This window comes from Sphingomonas crusticola, from assembly GCF_003391115.1.
In the GTDB taxonomy this organism is placed as follows: domain Bacteria; phylum Pseudomonadota; class Alphaproteobacteria; order Sphingomonadales; family Sphingomonadaceae; genus Sphingomonas_I; species Sphingomonas_I crusticola.
The window spans coordinates 1293235-1313592 of record NZ_QTJP01000001.1 but is presented as its reverse complement, the minus strand read 5'-3'; the positions used below and the strand labels follow the sequence as shown (position 1 = coordinate 1313592).

21 protein-coding genes are annotated in these 20358 nt (G+C 65.7%); 12 read left to right on the top strand and 9 right to left on the bottom strand.

The genetic code is table 11. The features are described from left to right. The first annotated feature begins 21 nt into the window (after positions 1-21). Complete coding sequence (locus DX905_RS06155) at positions 22-663, top strand: hypothetical protein (RefSeq protein ID WP_162875489.1); 642 nt, start codon at positions 22-24, stop codon at positions 661-663. 39 nt (positions 664-702) lie between these two features. On the opposite strand, the gene DX905_RS06150 is transcribed toward DX905_RS06155, so the two are convergent. From DX905_RS06150 to secB, 7 genes are all read right to left on the bottom strand, one after another. Further along, complete coding sequence (locus DX905_RS06150; protein WP_116090563.1) at positions 703-1533, bottom strand: TrmH family RNA methyltransferase; 831 nt, start codon at positions 1531-1533, stop codon at positions 703-705. Between the two features lie 107 nt (positions 1534-1640). Next, positions 1641-2360, bottom strand: coding sequence for a DUF4136 domain-containing protein (locus tag DX905_RS06145; RefSeq protein WP_116090562.1), 720 nt, complete (start codon positions 2358-2360; stop codon positions 1641-1643). 109 nt (positions 2361-2469) lie between these two features. Continuing rightward, the gene (gene trpS, locus DX905_RS06140) at positions 2470-3471 is read right to left on the bottom strand and encodes a tryptophan--tRNA ligase (protein ID WP_116090561.1); all 1002 of its coding nucleotides are present in this window, start codon (positions 3469-3471) and stop codon (positions 2470-2472) included. A 42-nt stretch (positions 3472-3513) separates the two neighbouring features. After that, positions 3514-5424, bottom strand: coding sequence for a DUF5060 domain-containing protein (locus tag DX905_RS06135; RefSeq protein WP_116090560.1), 1911 nt, complete (start codon positions 5422-5424; stop codon positions 3514-3516). Between the two features lie 79 nt (positions 5425-5503). Continuing rightward, positions 5504-5833 carry a hypothetical protein gene (locus DX905_RS06130; RefSeq protein ID WP_162875488.1) on the bottom strand — a complete coding sequence of 110 codons (330 nt, stop codon included), beginning with the start codon at positions 5831-5833 and terminating at the stop codon, positions 5504-5506. A 110-nt stretch (positions 5834-5943) separates the two neighbouring features. After that, positions 5944-7506: a murein biosynthesis integral membrane protein MurJ gene (gene murJ, locus DX905_RS06125; RefSeq protein ID WP_116090558.1), complete on the bottom strand. Its 1563-nt coding sequence runs from the start codon at positions 7504-7506 to the stop codon at positions 5944-5946. A gap of 22 nt (positions 7507-7528) precedes the next feature. Next, entirely contained in the window at positions 7529-8041 is a 513-nt protein-coding gene (gene secB, locus DX905_RS06120) for a protein-export chaperone SecB (protein WP_116090557.1), read from the bottom strand. Positions 8042-8228: 187 nt separating this feature from the next. Here secB and DX905_RS06115 point away from each other — a divergent pair, with 187 nt between their 5' ends. Genes DX905_RS06115 through DX905_RS06105 form a run of 3 tightly spaced genes read left to right on the top strand, consistent with a single transcriptional unit; the run spans position 8229 to position 10699 of the window. Beyond that, positions 8229-8876, top strand: coding sequence for a Tim44/TimA family putative adaptor protein (locus tag DX905_RS06115; RefSeq protein ID WP_116090556.1), 648 nt, complete (start codon positions 8229-8231; stop codon positions 8874-8876). Positions 8877-8883: 7 nt separating this feature from the next. Further along, positions 8884-10158 (top strand): murein transglycosylase A, encoded by a 1275-nt coding sequence (gene mltA, locus DX905_RS06110; RefSeq protein ID WP_116090555.1) that lies wholly within the window; start codon positions 8884-8886, stop codon positions 10156-10158. Beyond that, the gene (locus DX905_RS06105; RefSeq protein WP_116090554.1) at positions 10130-10699 is read left to right on the top strand and encodes a Smr/MutS family protein; all 570 of its coding nucleotides are present in this window, start codon (positions 10130-10132) and stop codon (positions 10697-10699) included. Before mltA ends, DX905_RS06105 begins: the two co-directional genes overlap by 29 nt. Here the strand turns inward: DX905_RS06105 and dapE are convergent. Together dapE and DX905_RS06095 are read right to left on the bottom strand one after the other, a co-directional pair. After that, positions 10671-11801 (bottom strand): succinyl-diaminopimelate desuccinylase, encoded by a 1131-nt coding sequence (dapE, locus tag DX905_RS06100; RefSeq protein WP_116090553.1) that lies wholly within the window; start codon positions 11799-11801, stop codon positions 10671-10673. The genes DX905_RS06105 and dapE overlap by 29 nt on opposite strands. 156 nt (positions 11802-11957) lie before the next feature. Continuing rightward, positions 11958-13316: a DEAD/DEAH box helicase gene (locus DX905_RS06095; protein ID WP_116090552.1), complete on the bottom strand. Its 1359-nt coding sequence runs from the start codon at positions 13314-13316 to the stop codon at positions 11958-11960. Positions 13317-13734: 418 nt separating this feature from the next. Between DX905_RS06095 and DX905_RS06090 the strand changes: the two genes are divergently transcribed. From DX905_RS06090 to DX905_RS06055, 8 genes are all read left to right on the top strand, one after another. Next, positions 13735-15276, top strand: a complete 1542-nt coding sequence (locus DX905_RS06090) for a cation:proton antiporter (protein WP_116090551.1) — start codon at positions 13735-13737, stop codon at positions 15274-15276. Between the two features lie 74 nt (positions 15277-15350). Further along, the gene (locus tag DX905_RS06085; RefSeq protein ID WP_116090550.1) at positions 15351-16187 is read left to right on the top strand and encodes a hypothetical protein; all 837 of its coding nucleotides are present in this window, start codon (positions 15351-15353) and stop codon (positions 16185-16187) included. Positions 16188-16226: 39 nt separating this feature from the next. After that, positions 16227-17537, top strand: coding sequence for a M20/M25/M40 family metallo-hydrolase (locus DX905_RS06080; protein WP_116090549.1), 1311 nt, complete (start codon positions 16227-16229; stop codon positions 17535-17537). Between the two features lie 90 nt (positions 17538-17627). Then, on the top strand, positions 17628-18203 hold the full coding sequence (locus DX905_RS06075) for a NifU family protein (protein WP_116090548.1): 576 nt from the start codon (positions 17628-17630) through the stop codon (positions 18201-18203). A 9-nt stretch (positions 18204-18212) separates the two neighbouring features. After that, a complete protein-coding gene (locus tag DX905_RS06070; RefSeq protein ID WP_116090547.1) occupies positions 18213-18803 on the top strand; it encodes a malonic semialdehyde reductase in 591 nt (196 codons plus the stop codon). Between the two features lie 4 nt (positions 18804-18807). Then, positions 18808-19419, top strand: a complete 612-nt coding sequence (gene tsaB / locus DX905_RS06065; protein ID WP_116090546.1) for a tRNA (adenosine(37)-N6)-threonylcarbamoyltransferase complex dimerization subunit type 1 TsaB — start codon at positions 18808-18810, stop codon at positions 19417-19419. After that, positions 19416-19910 (top strand): GNAT family N-acetyltransferase, encoded by a 495-nt coding sequence (locus tag DX905_RS06060; protein ID WP_116090545.1) that lies wholly within the window; start codon positions 19416-19418, stop codon positions 19908-19910. Before tsaB ends, DX905_RS06060 begins: the two co-directional genes overlap by 4 nt. An 18-nt stretch (positions 19911-19928) precedes the next feature. Then, positions 19929-20351: a Fur family transcriptional regulator gene (locus DX905_RS06055; RefSeq protein ID WP_116090544.1), complete on the top strand. Its 423-nt coding sequence runs from the start codon at positions 19929-19931 to the stop codon at positions 20349-20351. Positions 20352-20358 lie beyond the last annotated feature (7 nt).

Sequence of the window (20358 nt, the reverse complement as noted above, 5' to 3'; positions counted from 1 at the left end):
CGAAACGAGTTCGAGGTGGGCATGCGCAAGGTGATGGCGACGACGGCGATGGCGGCAATGCTGCTGGTCGGCTGCGGTAAGAAGACGGCGGAGCTGCCGGCGGATCCGGTCGAGCTGGCGGCTACTTGCGGCGTGATCGCAGCGGCCAGCGAACGCGAGACCGCCGGCTTCAAGGGCGACCTGCCGGCCGACGCGCAGGGACGCATCCTCCATTATGCGATGCTCTACGCATCCGAAGGCAAGTCGTTCGACAAGGACAAGGTCAATGCCGTCTCCAAGCGGATGCCGGCTTTGTTCGACACGACCATCAAGGGCAAATGGCAGACGTTGCGCCCCGGTTGCGCGACTGCCTTCCCGGCGACGCAGGTGGCGCAGCCGGTGCTGCCGCCCAAGCCGGTCGACGCCATGCTCGAATGCTATGCGATGGCCGATTTCCTGCGCAAGGCGCTCGCCGATCAAGGGTCGAGCTATGCGGAGGCGGCCAACCGCTATGGGGTGCTCACCGGCAAGCTCGACGTTTCGATGACCCCAGCTTTGCGCGCGGCCGGCATCGGCAATGGCGACGAGCTTAATGCCAAGCGCGCCGAGGCATTGGCTACCGCCACCAAGCTGGGTCAGCCGCCCGCTTTCGTTGCGGCATGCGAGAAGAAATACGGCGCCTGACGTACGGCAATTCGCCTGTTAGGAGCGGGGCAAGGCCGGTCATCGCGCGGAAATGCCCTGTCCTCCGGTAAGCGGCTTGCGCTGGGCGAGCACCTGATAGGCCATGACCGCGCAGGAAATGGCGGCGTTGAGGCTGTCGGCTTTGCCCAGCATCGGAATCTTGACGCGGACATCGCACGCTGCGGCATAATCGGCAGGCAGGCCCTGCGCTTCGTTGCCGACCAGCAGGAAAGTAGGCGGGGCATATTTTGGTCTGCGATAATCCTCGCTCGCCTCAAGGCTCAGCCCAACCAACTGCCCCTCGCCGCCGCGCAACCAGGGGAGAAATTCCTCCCATGATGCCTGTGCGATCGTCTGCGTGAACATCGCTCCCATGCTCGCGCGCACCGCCTCCACCGAAAACGGGTCGACCGTGTCGTCGATCAGGATCAGCCCGCCGGCGCCGACCGCGTCGCCGGTGCGCAGCATCGTCCCGAGATTTCCGGGGTCTCGTATCGCCTGCGCCACCAGCCAGATGCCTGACGTGGTGCGATCGATGCGCGCGAGGCTGGTGTCGAACTGGCGATACACGCCCAGCACCACCTGCGGATTGTCCTTGCCGGACAGTTTGTGGAGGATGTCGCGGCTGGTTTCGATCGCCTCGCCACCCTGCGCCTCGACCTTGCCGATCAGCCGTTGCACGATCGGATGGCGGGCACTGTCGACGGCATAGAAGAAGAGTTCAGGAAGCGTGCCCGCTTCCTCGGCTTCGGCGAGGATGCGCAGCCCCTCGGCGAGGAACAGCCCTTCTTCGCGGCGGTGACGCTTGTCGCGCAGGCCGCGCACCCGCTTGATCAGCGGGTTGGAAAAAGCAGTGATCTCGCGCGGCATCGGGCGGGTCTAGAGCCTGATCGTCGGCGGTGGAAGCGCCCTACGCTTCCACCGCCGACGTGGATCAGGCTCCGTGCAAGGCGCGCTGCCGATGCCGGAGAGACGGCTTAGCGGTTGCGCGTCGGGCGGATCGTTGCCGGCGCGGGCGCTTCTCCGCCCTTGGGTGGCGGCGGGATGGTGATCATCACGTCCTCGCCCGAGCGGCCCGGGAAACCGGCGAACATCGCCTCGACCAGGTTCGGAACCAGACGGGGCAGCGCCTGATCGGTCGAACGAGCGCGCGCGCGACCTTCAAACAGGGCCTGGCCATCGGCAGTGCGACGAATCTTCAGCTCGAGCTGGCTGACATAATAGGTGTAGCTGTTGACCTGAGGATAGCCGAACGGATCGTACCAGAACGGATCCTGCCAGCCATAATAGAAGCCGCGGCCGTACAGACCGCCGCGGAAGCCGCGGCGATAGCCGACGCCCCACGAGCCGTACGGACCCCAGCCCCACGACGGGCCGATGCCGGGCGTGGTGACGATCTTCTCATGGCCATTGTCGACGCCATAATCCATCGACACGACGAAGGTCGGCTTGGCATCGCCTTCCGCCTGGCGATAGCCCAGCGCCGTCAGGCGCGAGCTGACGAGCTGGGCGTAATTCTGAAACTCGATACCGTTCTGCTTGCGCGGATCGGCCGCCTGCACGACGAAGCTCTGCCCTTGGGGCGCGGGCATCATCTGAAAGCGTGAAACGTCGGCCCGGAACGACGTGGCGCACGCGCTGGTGAGCAGCAATGCGAAAGGGGCGGCAACGGTGAGGATCGTGCGGCGGAAAGACATTGTCTGTTGTCCCGAAAAAGCTTCGAAACGCGAAGCTAAGCTCTTGTTAGTGAACCGCGATTGAACGTTGCGAAAGTGCGATCAGTTGCTCCGCCGGTCGCATTCCCGCTTATAGTCCCATTGCCGCATATGCGCCCGCAAGGGTGGGTGCGGCAACTGCCGCCGCTTTTTCCGCGCCGACCTTGAGCAAAAGGTCGAGTTCGGGCGCGTCGCGTTGCAATTCGGCGAAGCGCTGACCGATCGGACGCAGCTTCTCCACTGTCAGTTCCGCCAGTGCCGGCTTGAAGGCGCCAAATCCCTGCCCGGCAAAGCGCGCCAGCACGTCCGCCACCGTTTCGTCAGCGAGCGCCGCATAGATCGTGACAAGGTTTTTCGCCTCCGGCCGTGCATCCAGCACAGTGGGATCGTCCGGCAACGGTTCGGGGTCGGTCTTCGCCTTGCGGATCTTCTGCGCGATCAGGTCGGGATCGTCCGCCAGGTTAACCCGGCTCATATCCGACGGATCGGATTTCGACATCTTCGCCGCGCCGTCGCGCAATGACATGATCCGCGCAGCGGCCGGCGGGATGATCGGCTCGGGTAGGGTGAACAGCTCGACGCCGTAATCGGTGTTGAACTTGGTCGCGATGTCGCGCGCCAGTTCCAGATGCTGCTTCTGGTCGTCGCCGACCGGCACATGTGTCGCCTGGTAGAGCAGCACGTCTGCCGCCTGCAGCACCGGATAGGTATAGAGCGCCACCGACGCGCCCTCGCGATTCTTGCCGGACTTGTCCTTGAACTGGGTCATGCGGTTGAGCCAGCCGACCCGCGCCGTCCCGTTAAGCAGCCAGGCAAGCTCGCTGTGCGCCGGCACGTCGCGCTGGCGGAACAAGGTCGCGCGGGTCGGATCGACACCGCAGGCGATCAATGCCGCCGCCATCTCGCGGATGCCGCGGCGGAGTTCGGCCGGATCCTGATATTGGCTGATCGCATGCAGGTCGGCGAGGAAGAAGAAGCACTCCCCGCCATCTTTGGCCATCGCATCCTGCATGCGGACCCAGTTGCGGATCGCCCCCAGATAATTGCCGAGATGGAGGTTGCCGGTAGGCTGGATGCCGGAAAGGGTGCGCATGATGCGGCGCCTTCGGGCAGCGGCGCGGTCAGGTCAAGCAGGTCACGGTGCGGCGAGGATCTTGGCCGCCACGTCCTGGCCTGTCGATCCGCCGGCCGGAAAGGCGGGGGCCGAGAGTTGGCCGGCAGCGTCGGCGCGCACGGTCACCGGCTTCGACCATTCGCCATTGCGCGTATCGTACCATAGCCAAGTGTAGCGCGCCTTCGCCGTGAAACCCGCCAATTGCGGCCGCAGCGCCTGGTGCTCGAAATAGAGCAGCGCGAAATCCTTCGCCGGCGTGCGCATCATGAACGACCAACCGTCGAGGCCATCGCCGTGGGCTTGCGTCGTGCTGCGCGGGCGAATGTCCTGGCTGGCCAGCTCGAGCGCCTGATAGCGCGCCCCTTCCGACAGGACGAAGCGCTTCAGATACTGCATCTGGGCGCCGGACGTGTAGCGCAGCGCCGTCCAGATATAGGGACGCCAGCCTTCCGCTTCGCCGGTGCTGGTCACGTCGTAAGCGGCGGTGCCATGGACATGGCCGGCAAGCGCACCCGACAGAACCGAGCCATACATCATCGCCCGTGCGAAATAATTGTCGCGGTCGCTATTCTCCTCCGGCGTCTCACCGCCCGGGCGGTTAATGGCGTGGTTCCAGCCGGTGTAATAAGGCTCGAGATTGGCGGCGGGATAGGGCGGCTGGAGTCGGAACAGCTCCTCGATCGATCCGTAGATCGCATGATTGCGGGGATTGTTGCCGACCGTATGCATTGTCAGCCACGGCGCATGGTCGCCATGGCCAAACGCCTTGAAGGTCGAGCGATCGATCAGGGTGGTCACGGGCTGGCCGAACGGCGGCGGACCATATTTGCGCAGATGATAGGTCAGCGCCGCGTTGAAATCGTCGGCGGTCAGGCTGAGGTCCTTCGGAATCCAGTCGAGATGGATGCCGCTGAAGATCGCGTTGTATGCGCCGTAACGCGCGATCAGATATTGGACGTAGCGCGCGTAGGATTGGTTAAAATCGAAATAGGCCTTCCACGCCGGCGCGGCATCGCGCCGGATCGGCTCCAGGAAGGGTACGAACCCCTGGCCTGCTAGATAGTGCATCTTGCGATCGAGGCTCTGGAAATAGGCCGGATTGATCCGGTCGAAATCGGCCATGCCGTCATGGTCCGGCGCGATCGCGAAGGCGACATTGCCCGCCTCATCTTCCATATTCTTGGCGGTGGTCAGCGCGCCGTCGGCGGTCGAGATCTGGGCGTTCGGCGCCCAGGTGCCGAACTTCTCCCACGCATTGCGCAGGAACACGCCCTTCTTGTCGGCGAAGGTGGCGCCGTGATTGTCGGCCGCCCAATTGGGAAAGGCGGAAATGAAGGATATCGAATTGAAGCCCTGCCGCTTCCGCCAGGCGACCGCCTCCTCGAAGCTGATTCCTTCGGCGGGAATATAGTCCGGCGCGGGCGTTGCGCCGCGGAAAGGAAGCCGCCAGGTCGAGGCGGCGAGCCAGGTGTCGCCCGTCAGGAAGAAGGGCGTGCCGTCGGCATATCGCAGAGCATGACCTTTGCCGTCGGCACGAACGAAGCCATGCCGGTTGGCATTCTCGCCGAGTTCGGCCGCCGTCCAGGCCACCGCGTTAAGCTTGCCGGCGCCGCCATTGAGCCCGCTATCATCGCGTCGGTTGGAGCCGGACACCCAATGCCATGCGCCGGGTTCGGTCGCGACGAAACGCACCTTGAAGCTGCGCCCGCCATCCCAGAAGCCATAAACGCGCTTTTTGAAGTGCGGCCCTTCCAGCTCGATCCAGCAATCGACGTCCGCATAAGGATTGGCATAAAGGCGGGCCGCCTCAAAGCGTATCTCCTGCATTTCCCACACGTGGACCTCGCCCGATTGCAGGCGGGCGGCGACGGCCTGCGGCAGCAGGGACGCGAGCAGAAAGGACAGGATTGGCAGGGCCAGGCGCAGCGGCATCGCCCGGGCTTAGCCCAAGACGCATTAGCGAAAAAGCAGTGTGATCCGCGAGCCCGCAGGCCCGCGGATCAGCCGAAGCCTACCAGGGCTTGGTCTTGGTCTTCGTCTTCGTCTTGGTGGTGCCGGTGACCGGGTCGGTGGTGGTCTTCTGACTGGTCGTGGTCGTGTTGGTCATCGGATCACCGGTGGTGGTCGTCGTCGTGGCGGACGTCGCCGGCAGCGCCGGATCGGCCGTGGTGGTGGTCGTCGATGAGGTTGACGGCAGCGCCGGGTCGCCACTCGTGGTGGTCGTCGTCGAGCTGGTCGCCGGCGGCGTCGCCGGCGTGGTGGTCGACGTGGTGGTGGTGCTTTGGGCGAGCAACGCGGCCGGGGCCATCGCGATCGCCGCGCCAATCATAAGATTACGCATGGGTATTCCCTCCATGTTCTAGCGCACCTAATAACGCATCCGGGCCTGGCAGGTGCCTTTGAAGGCGACAAAGCGGGCAAGGAATATGATGGTTCGCGTGCCGTAACGGCTTAGCGACGGCGGGCGAGCAGCTTCAGATCCTCGCGCCGGAACGCGCCGGTGAGGAAACAGGCGACGACGTAAACCAGCCCGCCGCCGCCGCACAGGACCGCCAGCGCGGTAACCCGCACGGCCAGTGATCGCGTCAGATAGGGATCGGCGCTTGGCCCCAGCCAATAGAGCACGCCGCCCATCAGCAGCGCCGCCAGCGCCAGGCGCGGGATGCGGCGGCGAAGCTGGGCATCGGGGGCAAAATGGCCGCGGTGCCGCAACGTCCAATACAGCATCGCCACGTTCACGCTCGAGGATATGGCGGTCGCCAGCGGCGGTCCGGCCGTGCCGATCGTGGGAATCAATATGAAGTTGAGGACGATATTCACGCCGACAGAAATGATCGCGTAGCGCACCGGCGTGCGCATGTCCGCACGCGCATAGAAGCCCGGCGTCAGCACCTTGACGAGGACGTAGGAGGGCAGGCCGGTTGAGAAGGCGCTCAGCGCCCAGGCGACCCGGATCGTGTCGCCCGCGTGGAAGGCGCCGTGCTGGAATATGCCGCGTACCAGCGGTTCGGACGCAAAGATGAAGGCGGCGGTCGCCGGCAGCGTCAGGAACAGGGCAATCTCAATGCCGCGATTCTGCGTCTCCATCGCCTCGGCTTCCCGCCCGCTCGTGAGCAGGCGGGATATGGTCGGCAGCAATACCGTGCCGAGACCGATGCCGATCATGCCGAGCGGAAGCTGGTTCAACCGGTCCGCATAATTGATCACCGAGATCGAGCCTGCCGCGAGCAGGCCGCCGGCGAGCGAGGTCGAGATGGCAAGGTTGATCTGCGATGCACCCGCGCCGGCGGCGGCCGGCAGGATCAGCTTGATCAGCCGGCGCACATCGTCATCCAGTCGCGGCCGTCGCAGCCGCATGCTGACGCCCGCTTGTTGGCAGGCAAATACCAGCCAGGCGAGCTGAAGCGCGCCGCCGATGGGAATGGAGATCGCCTGCGCGCGGGCGGTCGCATAGGAATTGTCGCCGTGGAAGAACAGCAAGGCGCCCACCATCGCCACGTTGAGCAGCACGGGCGCGGCGGCGTTGATCCAGAATTTGCCGAGCGAATTGAGGATCCCGCCCAGTAGCGACGCGAGGCTGATGAGCATCAGATAGGGTATCGTGATGCGCGACAGCGTGACCGCGAAGGCGAACTGGTCGTGGGTCGGATGCTGGCGATCGAAACCGCCGGCAAGCGCCCAGGTCAGCGGCCAGGCGGCCGCGATCATCAGCACGGTCATGATCAGCAGGATCGGAAACAGCACCGCCAGCGCCTGCTCGGCGAAGCGGATGCCGACGGCGATCTCGCCATTGGGGCCGACCTTGCGGTTGAACATCGGCACGAACGCCCCCGCGAACGCCCCTTCCGCGAACAAGGTGCGGAACATATTGGGGAGCCTGAACGCGACGTAGAAGGCGTCCGACGCAAACCCTGCACCGACATAGGTCGCCTGCAGCGTGTCGCGCACCAGCGCCAGCACGCGGCTGACCAGGGTCAGACCGCCGACCGAGCCCAGCGAGCGGGCGAGCCCCATCGGCTTTCCCCCCGGCTCTCGCTTACGCCTCGCCGGCGGGCTCGCCCTCGGCCAGCTGGGTCGCGGCCTGCGCCTGCTGCAGATACATCGCGCCGAAGTCGATCGGATCGAGCAGCAAGGGCGGGAAATTGCCGTCGCGCACGACTTCGGCGACGATTCGGCGCGCGAACGGGAACAGCAGGCGCGGTGCTTCCGCGTAGAGGAACGGCGCAAGCGCCTCGGGATCGACGTTACGCGCGCCGAACAGGCCGGCATAAACCAGCTCGACCGCGAACATCGTCGCATTGGCCTCGCCGATCGCGCGGATCTCGATCTTCATGGTCACTTCGTGCACGTCGTCCGCCACCGGCCCGACGCCGATATGGAATTGCACGTCGATCTGCGGCTGGACCTGCGCCTGATAGACGGCGGGCGCGTTCGGATTCTCGAACGACAGATCCTTCACATATTGCGCGATCAGGCCGATCTGCGCCGCATTATCCGCTCCGTTGGGCAGCGCGCCTTCGGGGGCTGCGTTGAAATCGTCCTCGGCCATAAGGTGTTTCAGTCCTGAATGTCTGGAGCGGACCGCTTGCATGGGGTCCGCGGGCGGCCAGCCGCTAGCAGCACCACCCGGAGAGGGCAATGCGGAACCCGGGACGCGGCGCCGCGTCTTACAGCCGCGCCGTTTGCAGATTGGCGGGCGGCACCCTATGTTGGGTGCGCTTAATCCTGGAGGTCGGGTGACCACGCTGATCGTTCTTGCCCTGGTATTCGTCTTCGTCGCGCTCCGGCTGTGGAGCGTGCTCGGAAAGCGCACGGGTCACGAACAGACGTTGGCGAAGCCGGAGAGCGTGCCGACCGTGCGTAACGTCGTCGTCAAGGCGCCCGATGCTGATCGCGCGCCTGCAGTGGGTCAGGAGCCGGCCGCTTCCGCCAGCGCGGCTGCCGGATTGCGCGCGATTGCCGCCGCCGATCCCCAATTCGACGTTGCCCGCTTCGTCGAAGGCGCCAAATCGGCCTACGGCATGGTGCTCGAAGCCTATTGGCGCGGCGATCAGGCCACGCTCGACAAGCTGGTCGACGCCGATGTTGCCGGCGCCTTCGCCCACGCCATCCAGGCGCGCGAGGCGGAAGGCGAGACGCTGGACAACCGCCTGATCTCGATCGAGCAGGCGCAGATCGAAGACGCGAATGTCGAAAATGGCGTTGCCCATATCCGCATCCGCTTCGAAGCGGATGTCGCGGCCGTGACGCGCGACCGCGACGGCAATGTCGTCGCCGGTTCGCTGACCGATGCGGTGCCGACCCATGACGTGTGGACCTTCAGCCGCACGATCAAGTCGACCAATCCTAATTGGATGCTCACCGAGACCGACGAGGCGGCCTGACCTTCCGATGAGGGGAGGTTCGTTCAGCCGCGCTGGATTCGCGCTCGTTGCGGCCCTGTTGGTCGCCGCCTGCTCGACCACGCCCCACCGTCAGCCGCTGAGCGTGGCTGCCCCGCCCAGCGCCCAGCAGCCGGCTAGGCCAGCCCCTCCGCCCGAACCCCCCAAGCCCAAAACCGCGGCCGAGGCCGGCGTTTCGGCTGGACCGCCCGTTTCTTCGCTGGATCTCACTGCCGATCAGGCCGGTGCTGCCTTGGCCGCGTTCAAATCCTCCTGCCGCTCCCTGATGAAGCGCAAGGATGTGAGCGGGTTGACCGAGCCTGGGGCGTGGGCGCCGGCCTGCGCCGCGGCCGGCGTTCCCGACGCCGATCCGGTCGCCTTCTTTCAAAGCCAGTTCGAAACATTGCTGGTCGGATCCGGCGCGCTGTTCGCCACCGGCTATTACGAGCCCGAGATTGCCGGCTCGCGCACCCATGATCCCGGCTATGATGTCCCCGTCTACAAGCGTCCGCCCGATCTGGTCGAGATGGACAGCGGCCTCGCCAATGGCGGCATCGCTACCGGCAAGAAGGCACGCGGCCGGATGCAGGACGGGCAGTTGGTGCCTTATTATGATCGCGCCGCGATCGATGCCGGCGCGCTCGCCGGCAAGGGCCTGGAGATCGCGTGGGCCAAGGATCCGGTTGAATTCTTCTTCCTGCAGATCCAGGGCTCGGGCCGGCTGCTCCTGCCCGACGGCAGCGTCATGCGGATCGGCTATGATTCGCAAAATGGGCGCGAATATACCGGCATCGGCAAGATGATGCGCGACCAGGGGCTGATCGGCCCCGGGACCAGCTACGCCACGTCGATGCAGGGCATCATGCAATATATGGCGGACCATCCCGATCAGACCCAGTCTTTGCTCGAAGCGAATAAGAGCTTCGTCTTCTTCCGCGAACTGACCGGCGCGGGGCCACTGGGTGCGATGGGTGCACCGGTCGTCGGTCATGTCAGCGTCGCTGCCGACCCCGCTTTCATTCCCTTGGGCGCTCCGTTGTGGCTGTCCGCCGACCGCCCGGAAGTGACCGGCCTGTGGGTTGCGCAAGATACGGGCGGCGCGATCAAGGGCGCCAATCGCGTCGACACCTTCTGGGGTGCCGGCGTGGTCGCGCGCATCACTGCCGGCGGCATGTCGGCGCATGGGCAGATGCTGATCCTTGTGCCGCGCGGCACGCTCGCGCGTCTCCGGCACGAAATGCAGGAAGAGCAGCGCGATGCCGGCGGGACCGCGCCTCAGCGCTGAAGAACGCGCGCTGTGGGCGCGCGTCGCGGCGACCGTCACGCCGCTGGATGGGCGGGGGGCTGCGCCGGGCGACGCGTCGCCATCCTCTCCATTCGCCCCGAGTGAAGTCGAGGGATCCCGGGGAGCGCAGCCGAGGCCTCTCGCTCCGCTCGAGAATCCGTCTCGGCCGCGCTCGACCCGAACGGAGGTTAGGCCTCCCACCGACACGCTCGACGGCGGCTGGGACCGCCGCCTGCGCCAGGGCAGCGTCGCACCCGAGCGCACGATCGACCTCCACGGTCACACTCTCGTCAGTGCCCAATCCGCACTCGAACATGCCCTCGCCCGCGCGGTGGCCGACGATGTCCGCGTCCTGGTGGTCATCACGGGGAAGCCGCCTAAGCCGGAAGCGAAGGGCCGCGGCCTGATTCGCGCCAGTATCGGCGACTGGCTCGGCACCTCCGGCTATCGCGACCGCATCGCGGCGGTGCGCCACGCCCACCCCCGCCATGGCGGGTCGGGTGCGCTCTACCTCATCCTGCGGCGAAGACGCGGCGCATGATCGCGGCGTAGATTTCGGTCAGCGCGCGCAAATCGGGGATGGCGACGGCCTCGTCCAATTTATGCATGGTCGCGTTGATCAGCCCGAACTCGACCGTCGGCGCCAGCTTCGACAGAAAGCGCGCGTCGGACGTGCCCCCGGTGGTCGAGAGCTCCGGCACCACACCCGTAATCTCGGCTATCGCATCGCTGATCAGCGCTGAAAATTCGCCGGGTCGCGTCAGGAACGCCTCGCCCGATATACGGGCTTCGACTTTAGCCGCCGGCGCCTCGGCCGCGACGATCGCTCTGACGCGCTCGACCCGGTCCGCCCCGCGCTGGAGATCGTTGAAACGGATGTTGATACGCGCGCGCGCCGCGCCGGGGATGACGTTGGTCGCGCCATTGCCCGTATCGACGTCGGTAACCTCGAGGTTGGACGGCTGGAACCAGTCATTGCCCCGGTCCAGCTCCAGCTCCGACAATTTCGTCACGATGCGCGCGAGTGCCGGGATCGGATTGTCGGCGAGGTGAGGGTAGGCGACATGCCCCTGCGTGCCCGGCACCTCGATCCACATATTGACCGATCCACGCCGCCCGATCTTGATCGTATCGCCAAGCCGCGCCGACGATGTCGGTTCGCCGACCAGGATCATATCGGGCGTGTAGCCCTGCGCCTGCATCCAATCGATGATCGCGGCGGTGCCGTAGGTGGCCGGTCCCTCTTCGTCGCCGGTGACGATCAAGGCGAGCGTGCCGGAATGGTCGCGGAGCTGATCCGCCGCCGCGGCGAAGGCGGCGAGCGCACCCTTCATGTCGACCGCGCCGCGGCCGTAGAGCAGGTCGTTCTCGATACGGGGGGTAAAGGCGGATCCGGTCCAGCCGTCGCCGGGCGGAACCACGTCGCTATGGCCGGCGAAGGCCAGGAACGGGGCGCCGGCGCCGCGGATGGCGAACAGATTCTGGATCGGGCCGTCCGGTGCGCTGCCGCTCGTGAAGCGGTGTACGGCAAACCCGATAGATTGAAGCGCCTCCGCCAACACGCCTTGGGCGCCCGCATCGGCGGGGGTTACGCTTGGGCAAGCGATAAGGGCTTTGGTGAGTTCGAGTAGGTCGAGCGCCATGGAAGCCGGTTAGCCGCCCTGCCTCAATTCGTCATGCTGAACTTGTTTCAGCATCCATCGCGTCACAGCCACTCCGCTAGCGGAGGCACGATGGACCCTGAAACAAGTTCGGGGTGACGATGGTGGGGGAGAACACGTCTCCCCACGCAATCAGTCTTAGCGTGCAGTCGTCTTGCGCACCGCGCCACGATGGGCGCCGGGAGCACCCTTGCGCGGGCCGAAGTGGCGCTTGGGGGCACCGCCGGCCGGACGTTCACCGCCACGGCCGCCGTCGGAACGGCCGCCGCCGTCGCGACGCTGGCCTTGGCCATGACGCTGGCCGTGCGGGCGGTCGGGGCGGTCGTCGGACTTGGCCGGCTTGGGCAGCTTGGCCTGCTCGGCGAGGAAATTCTCCGGCAGCGGCACGATCGTCGGACGCACGCGGGTCAGCTTCTCGATGCCGCGCAGATAGGCCCGCTCGTCATCCGCCACATAGGAGATGGCGAGGCCGGTGGCGCCGGCGCGCGCGGTGCGGCCGATGCGGTGGACATATTGCTCGGGCACGTTGGGAATTTCGAAGTTGAAGACGTGAGACACGCCCGACACGTCGATGCCGCGCGCGGCGATATCGGTCGCGACCAGGATCGGGGCGAGGCCGGACTTGAATTCGGCCAGAGCGCGTTCGCGCTGCGGCTGGCTCTTATTGCCGTGGATCGCATTGGCCGGGATGCCCGCGGCGACGAGATGCTTCACCACGCGGTCGGCACCATGCTTGGTGCGGGTGAAGACGAGCGCACGCTCGACCGTCTCGCGCTTCAGCGTCAGCGTCAGCAATGCCTGCTTCTCGGCCTGATTGACGTAAGTGATGAACTGCTCGACCCGCTCGGCGGTGGTCGCCGGAGGGGCGACCGAGACCTTGACCGGGTTGGTCAGGAAGCTGTCGCCGAGATCGGAGATCGTCTTCGGCATGGTCGCCGAGAAGAACAGGGTCTGGCGCTTCTTGGGCACCAGCTGGTGGATGCGCTTCAACGCGTGGATGAAGCCGAGGTCGAGCATCTGATCGGCTTCATCGAGTACCAGGATCTCGACATCGCGCAGCGTCAGCGCGCGCTGGTCGATCAGGTCGAGCAGGCGGCCCGGCGTCGCCACCAGGATATCGACGCCCGCCTGCAGCTGGCGCATCTGGCGGTTGATCGGCACGCCGCCGAACACCGTCATCACCGACAGACGAAGATTCTTGCCGTAGGCGGTGAAGCTCTCGGCGATCTGGCTGGCGAGCTCGCGCGTCGGCGCCAGCACCAGCATGCGGCAGCCCTTGGGCGGACGCGGCTTGAATTCGGCGGCGAGGCGATGGAGCGACGGCAGCGCGAACGCGGCGGTCTTGCCGGTGCCGGTCTGGGCGATGCCGCACAGATCGCGGCCTTCCATGACGGCGGGAATGGCCTGCGCCTGGATCGGCGTCGGCTTGTCATAGCCCTTGGCGGCGAGCGCCTGCTGCAGCGGCGCTGCAAGGCCGAGGTCGGAAAATTTGGTCATTATGCACTTTCGGTGCGCGTGCCGATGCGTCGGGACACAGATGTCCGACGGCCGACAAGCGGGTTCATCGAGACGACCCGCGTGAAAGGGGAGCCCTTGGCTACAGCACCTCACGGCAAGCACGACCCGCATATGGCGGAAGTTCACGCTGCTCGCCCGAACACACGAATGCGTTGGTGCTGAGGGTCAGATAGTCTGTTGCACCTGCGAAATCAAGGCGGTTGGCTGAGGTGCCGCTGACTGTGGCGGTGTTGCGAAGGCGATCAATTGGCTGGTGCCAACCCGCGGCGCGAACGCTGCGGCAAATTGTCATTGCGAGCGTAGCGAAGCAATCCAGTCCCGAACCCCTCTTCTGTGTCCCGCAAGCGCGGGGCAGATCCCGCTTTGAGCCGGGACGATCCTGCGGCTACACCGCGTCATGAGCTTCTTCGAAAGCTTGCTGGCGTTGGTGCTGGCATCGATCCTGCTGCTGCAGGTGTCCCGACGCTTGTCCATTCCCTATCCGGCCATGCTCGCCACCGCGGGCGTGGTGCTGGCGCTGATCCCGGGGACGCCGTCGATCGCGCTCGATCCGCATATCGCGTTGGCGCTGTTCATCGCCCCGGCGCTGGTCGACGCCGCCTATGATTTTCCGGTGGGCGCGGTGTGGCGGCTATGGCGGCCGCTCTTCGCCTTGGCGGTGGTGGCGGTGCTGCTGACCGCGGGCGCCGTGACCTGGCTCGGCATGGCGTTTGCCGGATTGCCTTTCTACGCGGCGCTGGCATTGGGCGCGATCGTCGCACCACCTGATGCCGCGGCGGCGACCGCGGTGCTGGGAACCGTCAGCATGCCGCGCCGGTCGGTGGCCGTGCTCAAGGGCGAAAGCCTGTTGAACGATGCGCTCGCGCTGCTCCTTTTCAGCGCCGCTATCTCGATCCAGAGCCATGGCGGCATCGATGGCGGCATCGCACTGCGGCTCGGCCTGGCCGCACCGGGCGGGATCCTGCTCGGCATCGCGCTGGCATGGTGCTCCAAGCGCATCCAGCGCTACGTGAGCGGCACGCTCGGCGGCAATCTGCTGGAATTCCTGACCGCCTTCGGGGTGTGGATCATCGCAGAGCGGCTCGGCCTGTCGCCCGTCCTGTGCCTGGTGGCCTTCGCGATGACGGTCGCGCGTTCGGCCGGGCTGCAGACCTTGGCCCGGGTGCGGGTCCACAGTTTTGCGGTGTGGGAGACGGTCGTCTTCCTGCTCAACGTACTCGCTTTCCTGCTGATGGGAATGCAGGCTCGTAGGATCGTCGGGGGCATGCCGCTCGACCGGCTCTACGAGGCCGCCGGATTCGCCGGATTGGTGATCCTGTGCGTGATCCTGGTGCGGCTGATATGGGTGCTGATCTACAACCGCTTGTCCAATCGCTTCGTCTCCCTGCGCGGCGAGTTCAAGCCGGCAACCATCAGGCATGGCGTGCTCGTCGGCTGGTGCGGTATGCGCGGCCTGATCACGATGGCCACTGCCTTCGCCTTGCCGGCCGATTTTCCGCAGCGCGACCTGATCGTGCTGACCGCCTTCGCCGTCGTGCTCGCGACCCTGGTCCTGCAAGGGCTGACGCTCGCGCCCCTGGTGCGGCTGCTGCGGCTGGATGGCGAGGAAGGCGCGCAGCGCGAACTCGACAAGGCCCGGACCGAATTGGCCGAAGCGGGGCTGGCGACGCTGGCGGATCGTACCGGGCCTGCCGCCGATTACTGGCGCTATACGTTTGAGACGATGCGCGCGGCGGTCGCCAAGCCGCGCGACTCCGTGCCGTTCAAGGAACGGCGCAAGCTCGGGCTTCTCGCCGTGCGGCGCCAGCGCAAACGGCTGGAGGAGCTGCGCGGCGCGCATGAGGTGGATGCCGATGCGTTCATCGTGCTGCAGGAGGAACTGGATTTCCACGAATTGGCGCTAAGCACGGAGGACGAGCGCCATATCGAGGAAAGTTAGCGCGCGCCCGACGCGCACGCGGTGAATGTTTCCGAGGGTTGCACATGGTAGGACAGGCCGTTTAGCCTGTGATCATGTGGACGTTGCTCTTGCTCGCCGGACTTTCGTCCGCTTCGTCTGCGCCCGCCACGAAAGTCATCGCCCGAGCGCCCGCGCAGCTGGCAGCCGTTGAGCAGGCGGAGCGGATCGGGCGCGATCTTTACGATTTCGATCAGGCCGCCTGGGGGGCGACCGACGCCCTGGTGGCGGCAATGCCCGATCCCGCCAAGGCCGGCGTGCGCGGCTGGATTGTCGAGCGGGAAAATGCCGGTACCGTTGCCATCTTCTATGGTCTGAACGGCAACCAGCCTTACAAGGTGTTTGTGGCGCACATGCAGGGGCGCAAGGTGCTTTCGCAGCACATCGTCTCCGCCAACGACGATCGCGGGATGACCGCGATTGAACGTCGCATGGCTGACGCGCGCGCGGCGGTGATGACGCCCGAGACGTTGAATAAGGTCGGCGTCCGGCAGTGTGGCAAGGGGGCGCTCAACACGGTCGTGCTGCCTCCGGCGACAATCGACGGGATCGTGCCGGTCTATGTGCTGGCCCCGCAAGCGACCATCAGCAGCTTTCCGCTCGGCGGTCACTACCGCATCGATGTCGCCGCCAACGGATCGATCGCAGGGTCGCGCCCCTTTACAAATTCCTGCATCGCCATGGATCTGAAGAAAGCCGTTCCGAACCCGCTCATGTTCTTCGTTACCCATGTGCTCGATCCGCAGCCGACCGAAATCCATGTGTGGATTTCGCTCGCCAGCCGCGTGCCGCTGGGCGTCGCGATCGCTTCATCCGGCGATGTCTGGGCCGTGGCGGACGGCAAAATGAAATATCAATATACTTTACAGGTGGATGACCCCGCCAAGAAGTGACCTTTTGTCCCGTCGGTCGCGGCAAAGCCAGGAGACCCCATGAAGCTGATCGCCGCTGCGCTCCTCGCTATCATCGTTCCCGATGCGGCCAGTGCCGCGCTTGCTCCGCCCGAGGTGCGTATCGCCGCTGCTGTCGACGCTTCGCAGGAGCGCGACTTCGCGTTGCTGCAGCGGATGGTCGACCAGAATAGCGGCACCCGCAATTTCGAAGGGGTGTGCGCGGTGGCGGGAATGATGCAGGCAGAACTGGAGCCGCTCGGCTTCGCCGTACGCTGGGTGCCGATGGAAGAAACCGGCCGTGCCGGCCATCTTGTCGCCGAGCATAAGGGCAAGGGCAAGCACATCCTGCTGATCGGCCATATGGACACCGTGTTCGAGAAGGACAGTCCGTTCCAGAAGATGGAGCGGCGCGGCGACACGGTGGTGGGGCCTGGCGTGTCCGACATGAAGGGCGGGCTGGTGATCATGGTCTCGGCGCTACGCGCGATGAAGGCCGCCGGGACGCTCGCCCGGGCCGACATCCGGATCATATTGTCGGGTGACGAGGAAAGCGCGGGCCATCCGGTCGCGCTGGCGCGGCACGACATGATCGAGGCGGGCAAATGGGCCGATGCTGCGCTGGAGTTTGAAGGGCTGACGCGCGACGGCGGCCAGGACATGGGCTCGATCGCGCGGCGCGGCTCGATCACCTGGACGCTGACCACCACCGGACGCACCGGTCATTCGGCCGGAATTTTCAGCGACAATGACGGCTTCGGCGCCAATTATGAACTGGCGCGGATCATCGACAGCTTCCGCCGCGAGCTGCGCGAGCCCAATTTGACCTATAGCGTCGGCATCGTGCTCGGCGGGGTTACCGCCACCCCCTCCGCGACCACCGAGGAGGCAGTCGGTGGCACGGCGCAGGGCAAGGCCAATATCATCGCGGGCAAGGGATATGCCACCGGCGATATCCGGGCTTTGTCGAACGATCAGGCGATGCGGATCGAGGAAAAGATGCGCGCGATCGTCGCCGATCATCTGCCCGGCACCGGTGCCGAGATCAGCTTCAGCGAGGGCTATCCGGCCATGGCGCCGACCGCGGGCAGCCGGGCGCTGCTGGCGCAGCTCAACGGCGTCAACCGCGACTTGGGCCTTCCCGAAATGGCGGAGCTCGATCCGATGAAGCGTGGCGCCGGCGATATCGCCTTCGTCGCACCTTATACGGATGGCCTGGTCGGCACCGGCGCCGCCGGCAATGGCGCGCATGCCGCCGGCGAAACCGCCGATCTCACGAGCTTCCCGCGGCAGGCCAAACGCGCCGCCATCCTGATGACGCGGCTGAGCGGCATGAAGTCCGCCAAGCAGTAAGCAATTCGTTTCTGCATTCCTCGCAATGACCTGTCTTGAAGCTGCACGGCGCCGCTTGATCTGCCACGTCGCGCGGCCCACATGGCATCCATGCTGATCGAGACCGAAACCACGCCCAATCCGGCGACGCTCAAGTTCCTCCCCGGCCGTCCGGTGATCGAGGCCGGCCCGCCGCGTGATTTTGCCGACGCGGATGAGGCCGAGGCCTCGCCGTTGGCCGAAGCTTTGTTTTCGCTGGGCGACGTGGCGGGCGTGTTCTTCGGCCGCGATTTCGTGGCGGTGACGGCGGGCGAGGGCGCCGATTGGCGCGACCTCAAGCCGGAAGTGCTGACCGTGCTGCTGGATCACTTCTCCAGCCAGGCCCCCTTGTTCAGGGCGGGTAGTGCCGGCGACATTCATATCGCGGACGATTCAGCCTTTGCCGAGCATCCGGAGGATGCGGACATCGTCGCCCAGATCAAGGAGCTGATCGAGCTGCGCGTCCGCCCCGCAGTGGCCAATGACGGTGGCGATATCGTCTATCGCGGCTTCGACAAGGGTGTCGTCTATCTGGCGATGCACGGTGCCTGCGCCGGTTGCCCGTCGTCGACCGCGACGCTCAAGCAGGGCATCGAGCAACTGCTCAAACATTACGTGCCCGAGGTTACCGAAGTCCGCGCTGCGTAAAGGGAAATCATGGCTGCTCCGCTTTCCGACGAGGTTCTCGACCGCGTCTTCCGTACCGCCCGCACCTATAATGGCTTCACCGACGAGCCGGTCACCGAGGCCGAGCTGCGCGCCCTCTGGGACCTGTTGAAATGGGGTCCGACCTCGGCGAACCAGGAGCCGCTGCGGATCATATGGTGCGTCAGCCAGGAGGCCAAGGACAAGCTTGCCGGCTTCTGCTCGGCCCAGAATGCACCCAAGGTGCGCAAAGCGCCGGTGACCGCGATCCTGGCGATGGACATGGAATTTTATGAGCGGCTGCCCAAGCTGTTTCCCCATACCGATGCGCGTGCCTGGTTCCTCGGCAATGATGGCCTGATCAAGGAATCGGCCTTCCGCAATTCGACGCTGCAGGGCGCCTATTTCATCATCGCCGCACGCCTGCTCGGGCTCGATACGGGGCCGATGTCGGGTTTCGACACCCATAAGGTCAACGAGGCCTTCTTCGGCGGCACGGCCTACAAGACCAACTTCATCTCGACGCTCGGCCATGGCGATCCAGCGAGCATCTTCGAGCGCCTGCCGCGCCTCGACTTCGAGGAAGCGAACCAGCTACTCTAAGCACATGACGACGTTGGTGATCGAGACGGCGACCGCCGCATGCTCGGTGGCGCTGCTCGACGGTGCCGTCGTGCGCGCCTCCGCCCATGAAATCGTCGGGCGCGGTCACGCCGAGCGGCTGGTGCCGATGATCGGCGAGGTGCTGGCGGCGGCGGATACCTCGCGCGCCGACCTGATCCTGGTTGATTGCGGACCGGGCAGCTTCACCGGTATTCGTGTCGGCTTGGCCGCGGCGCGCGCGTTGGCGCTGGCGTGGCAGGTCGAGGTGGCCGGCTTCAGTGCGCTCGCGTTGATTGCCGCCACCGCACCGGGGGACGAGATCGGCGTGGCGATTACCGGGGGGCATGGCGAAGTGTTCGTGCAGCGCTTCGCGCTGGCGCCGCTGACGGCGATCACTGCGATGCGCTCGCTGCCGCCAGCCGAGGCGGGCGTGGAAATTTCCGACGATCTTGTCCTTGGATCGGGCGCGCTAGCCCTGGTGGAAGCGCGGGGCCATGGCCATGCCGAGGAGCGCTTCCCCAACGCCGCCGATGCGATCCTGCTGCCGGCCGGGCTGGCGGGATTGCCGCCGACGCCGCTCTACGGACGGCCTCCCGATGCGGCTCTCCCGCGATGAGCGCTATCCTGCGCGAGGGCAATGAAGGCGATATCGGCGCCATCATGGAAGTGATGGTGCGCGCGTTCGACCCCGCTTACGGCGAGGCCTGGAGCGCCGGCCAATGCCTCGGCATGCTGTCGCTGCCGGGCGTCTGGCTCAGCTTTGCCGAGGAAAGCGGGCATACCGCCGGATTCGCCCTCAGCCGGCTGCTGATCGACGAGGCGGAATTGCTGCTGCTGGCGGTCGATCCGGATGCGCGCGGGCATGGTGTCGGGCGCGCGCTGATCGAACGGACGGTCGCGATCGCGGCCGGCAAGGGCGCGCACCGGCTGTTGCTCGAAGTGCGTGACGATAATCCCGCGCTGGAATTGTATCGGGGCGCGGGCTTCGGAGAGATCGGAAGGCGCCGCGATTATTATCATGGAGCGGACGGCACGACCCGGGATGCGCTGACGCTGGCGCGGCCGATCGACATGGATCGGCCCGTCGCTCTTTCAACGGCGCGGTAAAGCCGTTAGCATGCACGTATGACGCGCAAGATCGATGTGGAAACTCTGTGCGCCGACAAGGGTCTGCGCATCACCGAACAGCGTAAGGTGATCGCGCGCGTCTTGTCCGAGGCGGAGGATCATCCCGATGTGGAGGCGCTGCATGCGCGTGCCGCGGCGATCGATCCGGGTATCTCGATCGCGACCGTCTATCGAACGGTACGGCTGTTCGAGGATGCGGGCATCCTTGAACGGCACGATTTCGGCGACGGCCGCGCGCGCTATGAAGCAGCGGCCGAGGAGCATCATGATCATTTGATCGACGTCGAAACCGGCAAGGTGATCGAATTCGTCGACGCTGAGCTTGAAGCGATGCAGAAGCGCATTGCCGAGAAGCTGGGCTTCCGGCTCGTCGATCACCGCATGGAGCTGTACGGCGTCTCCCTCGACCGACAGGACTGAGACAGCA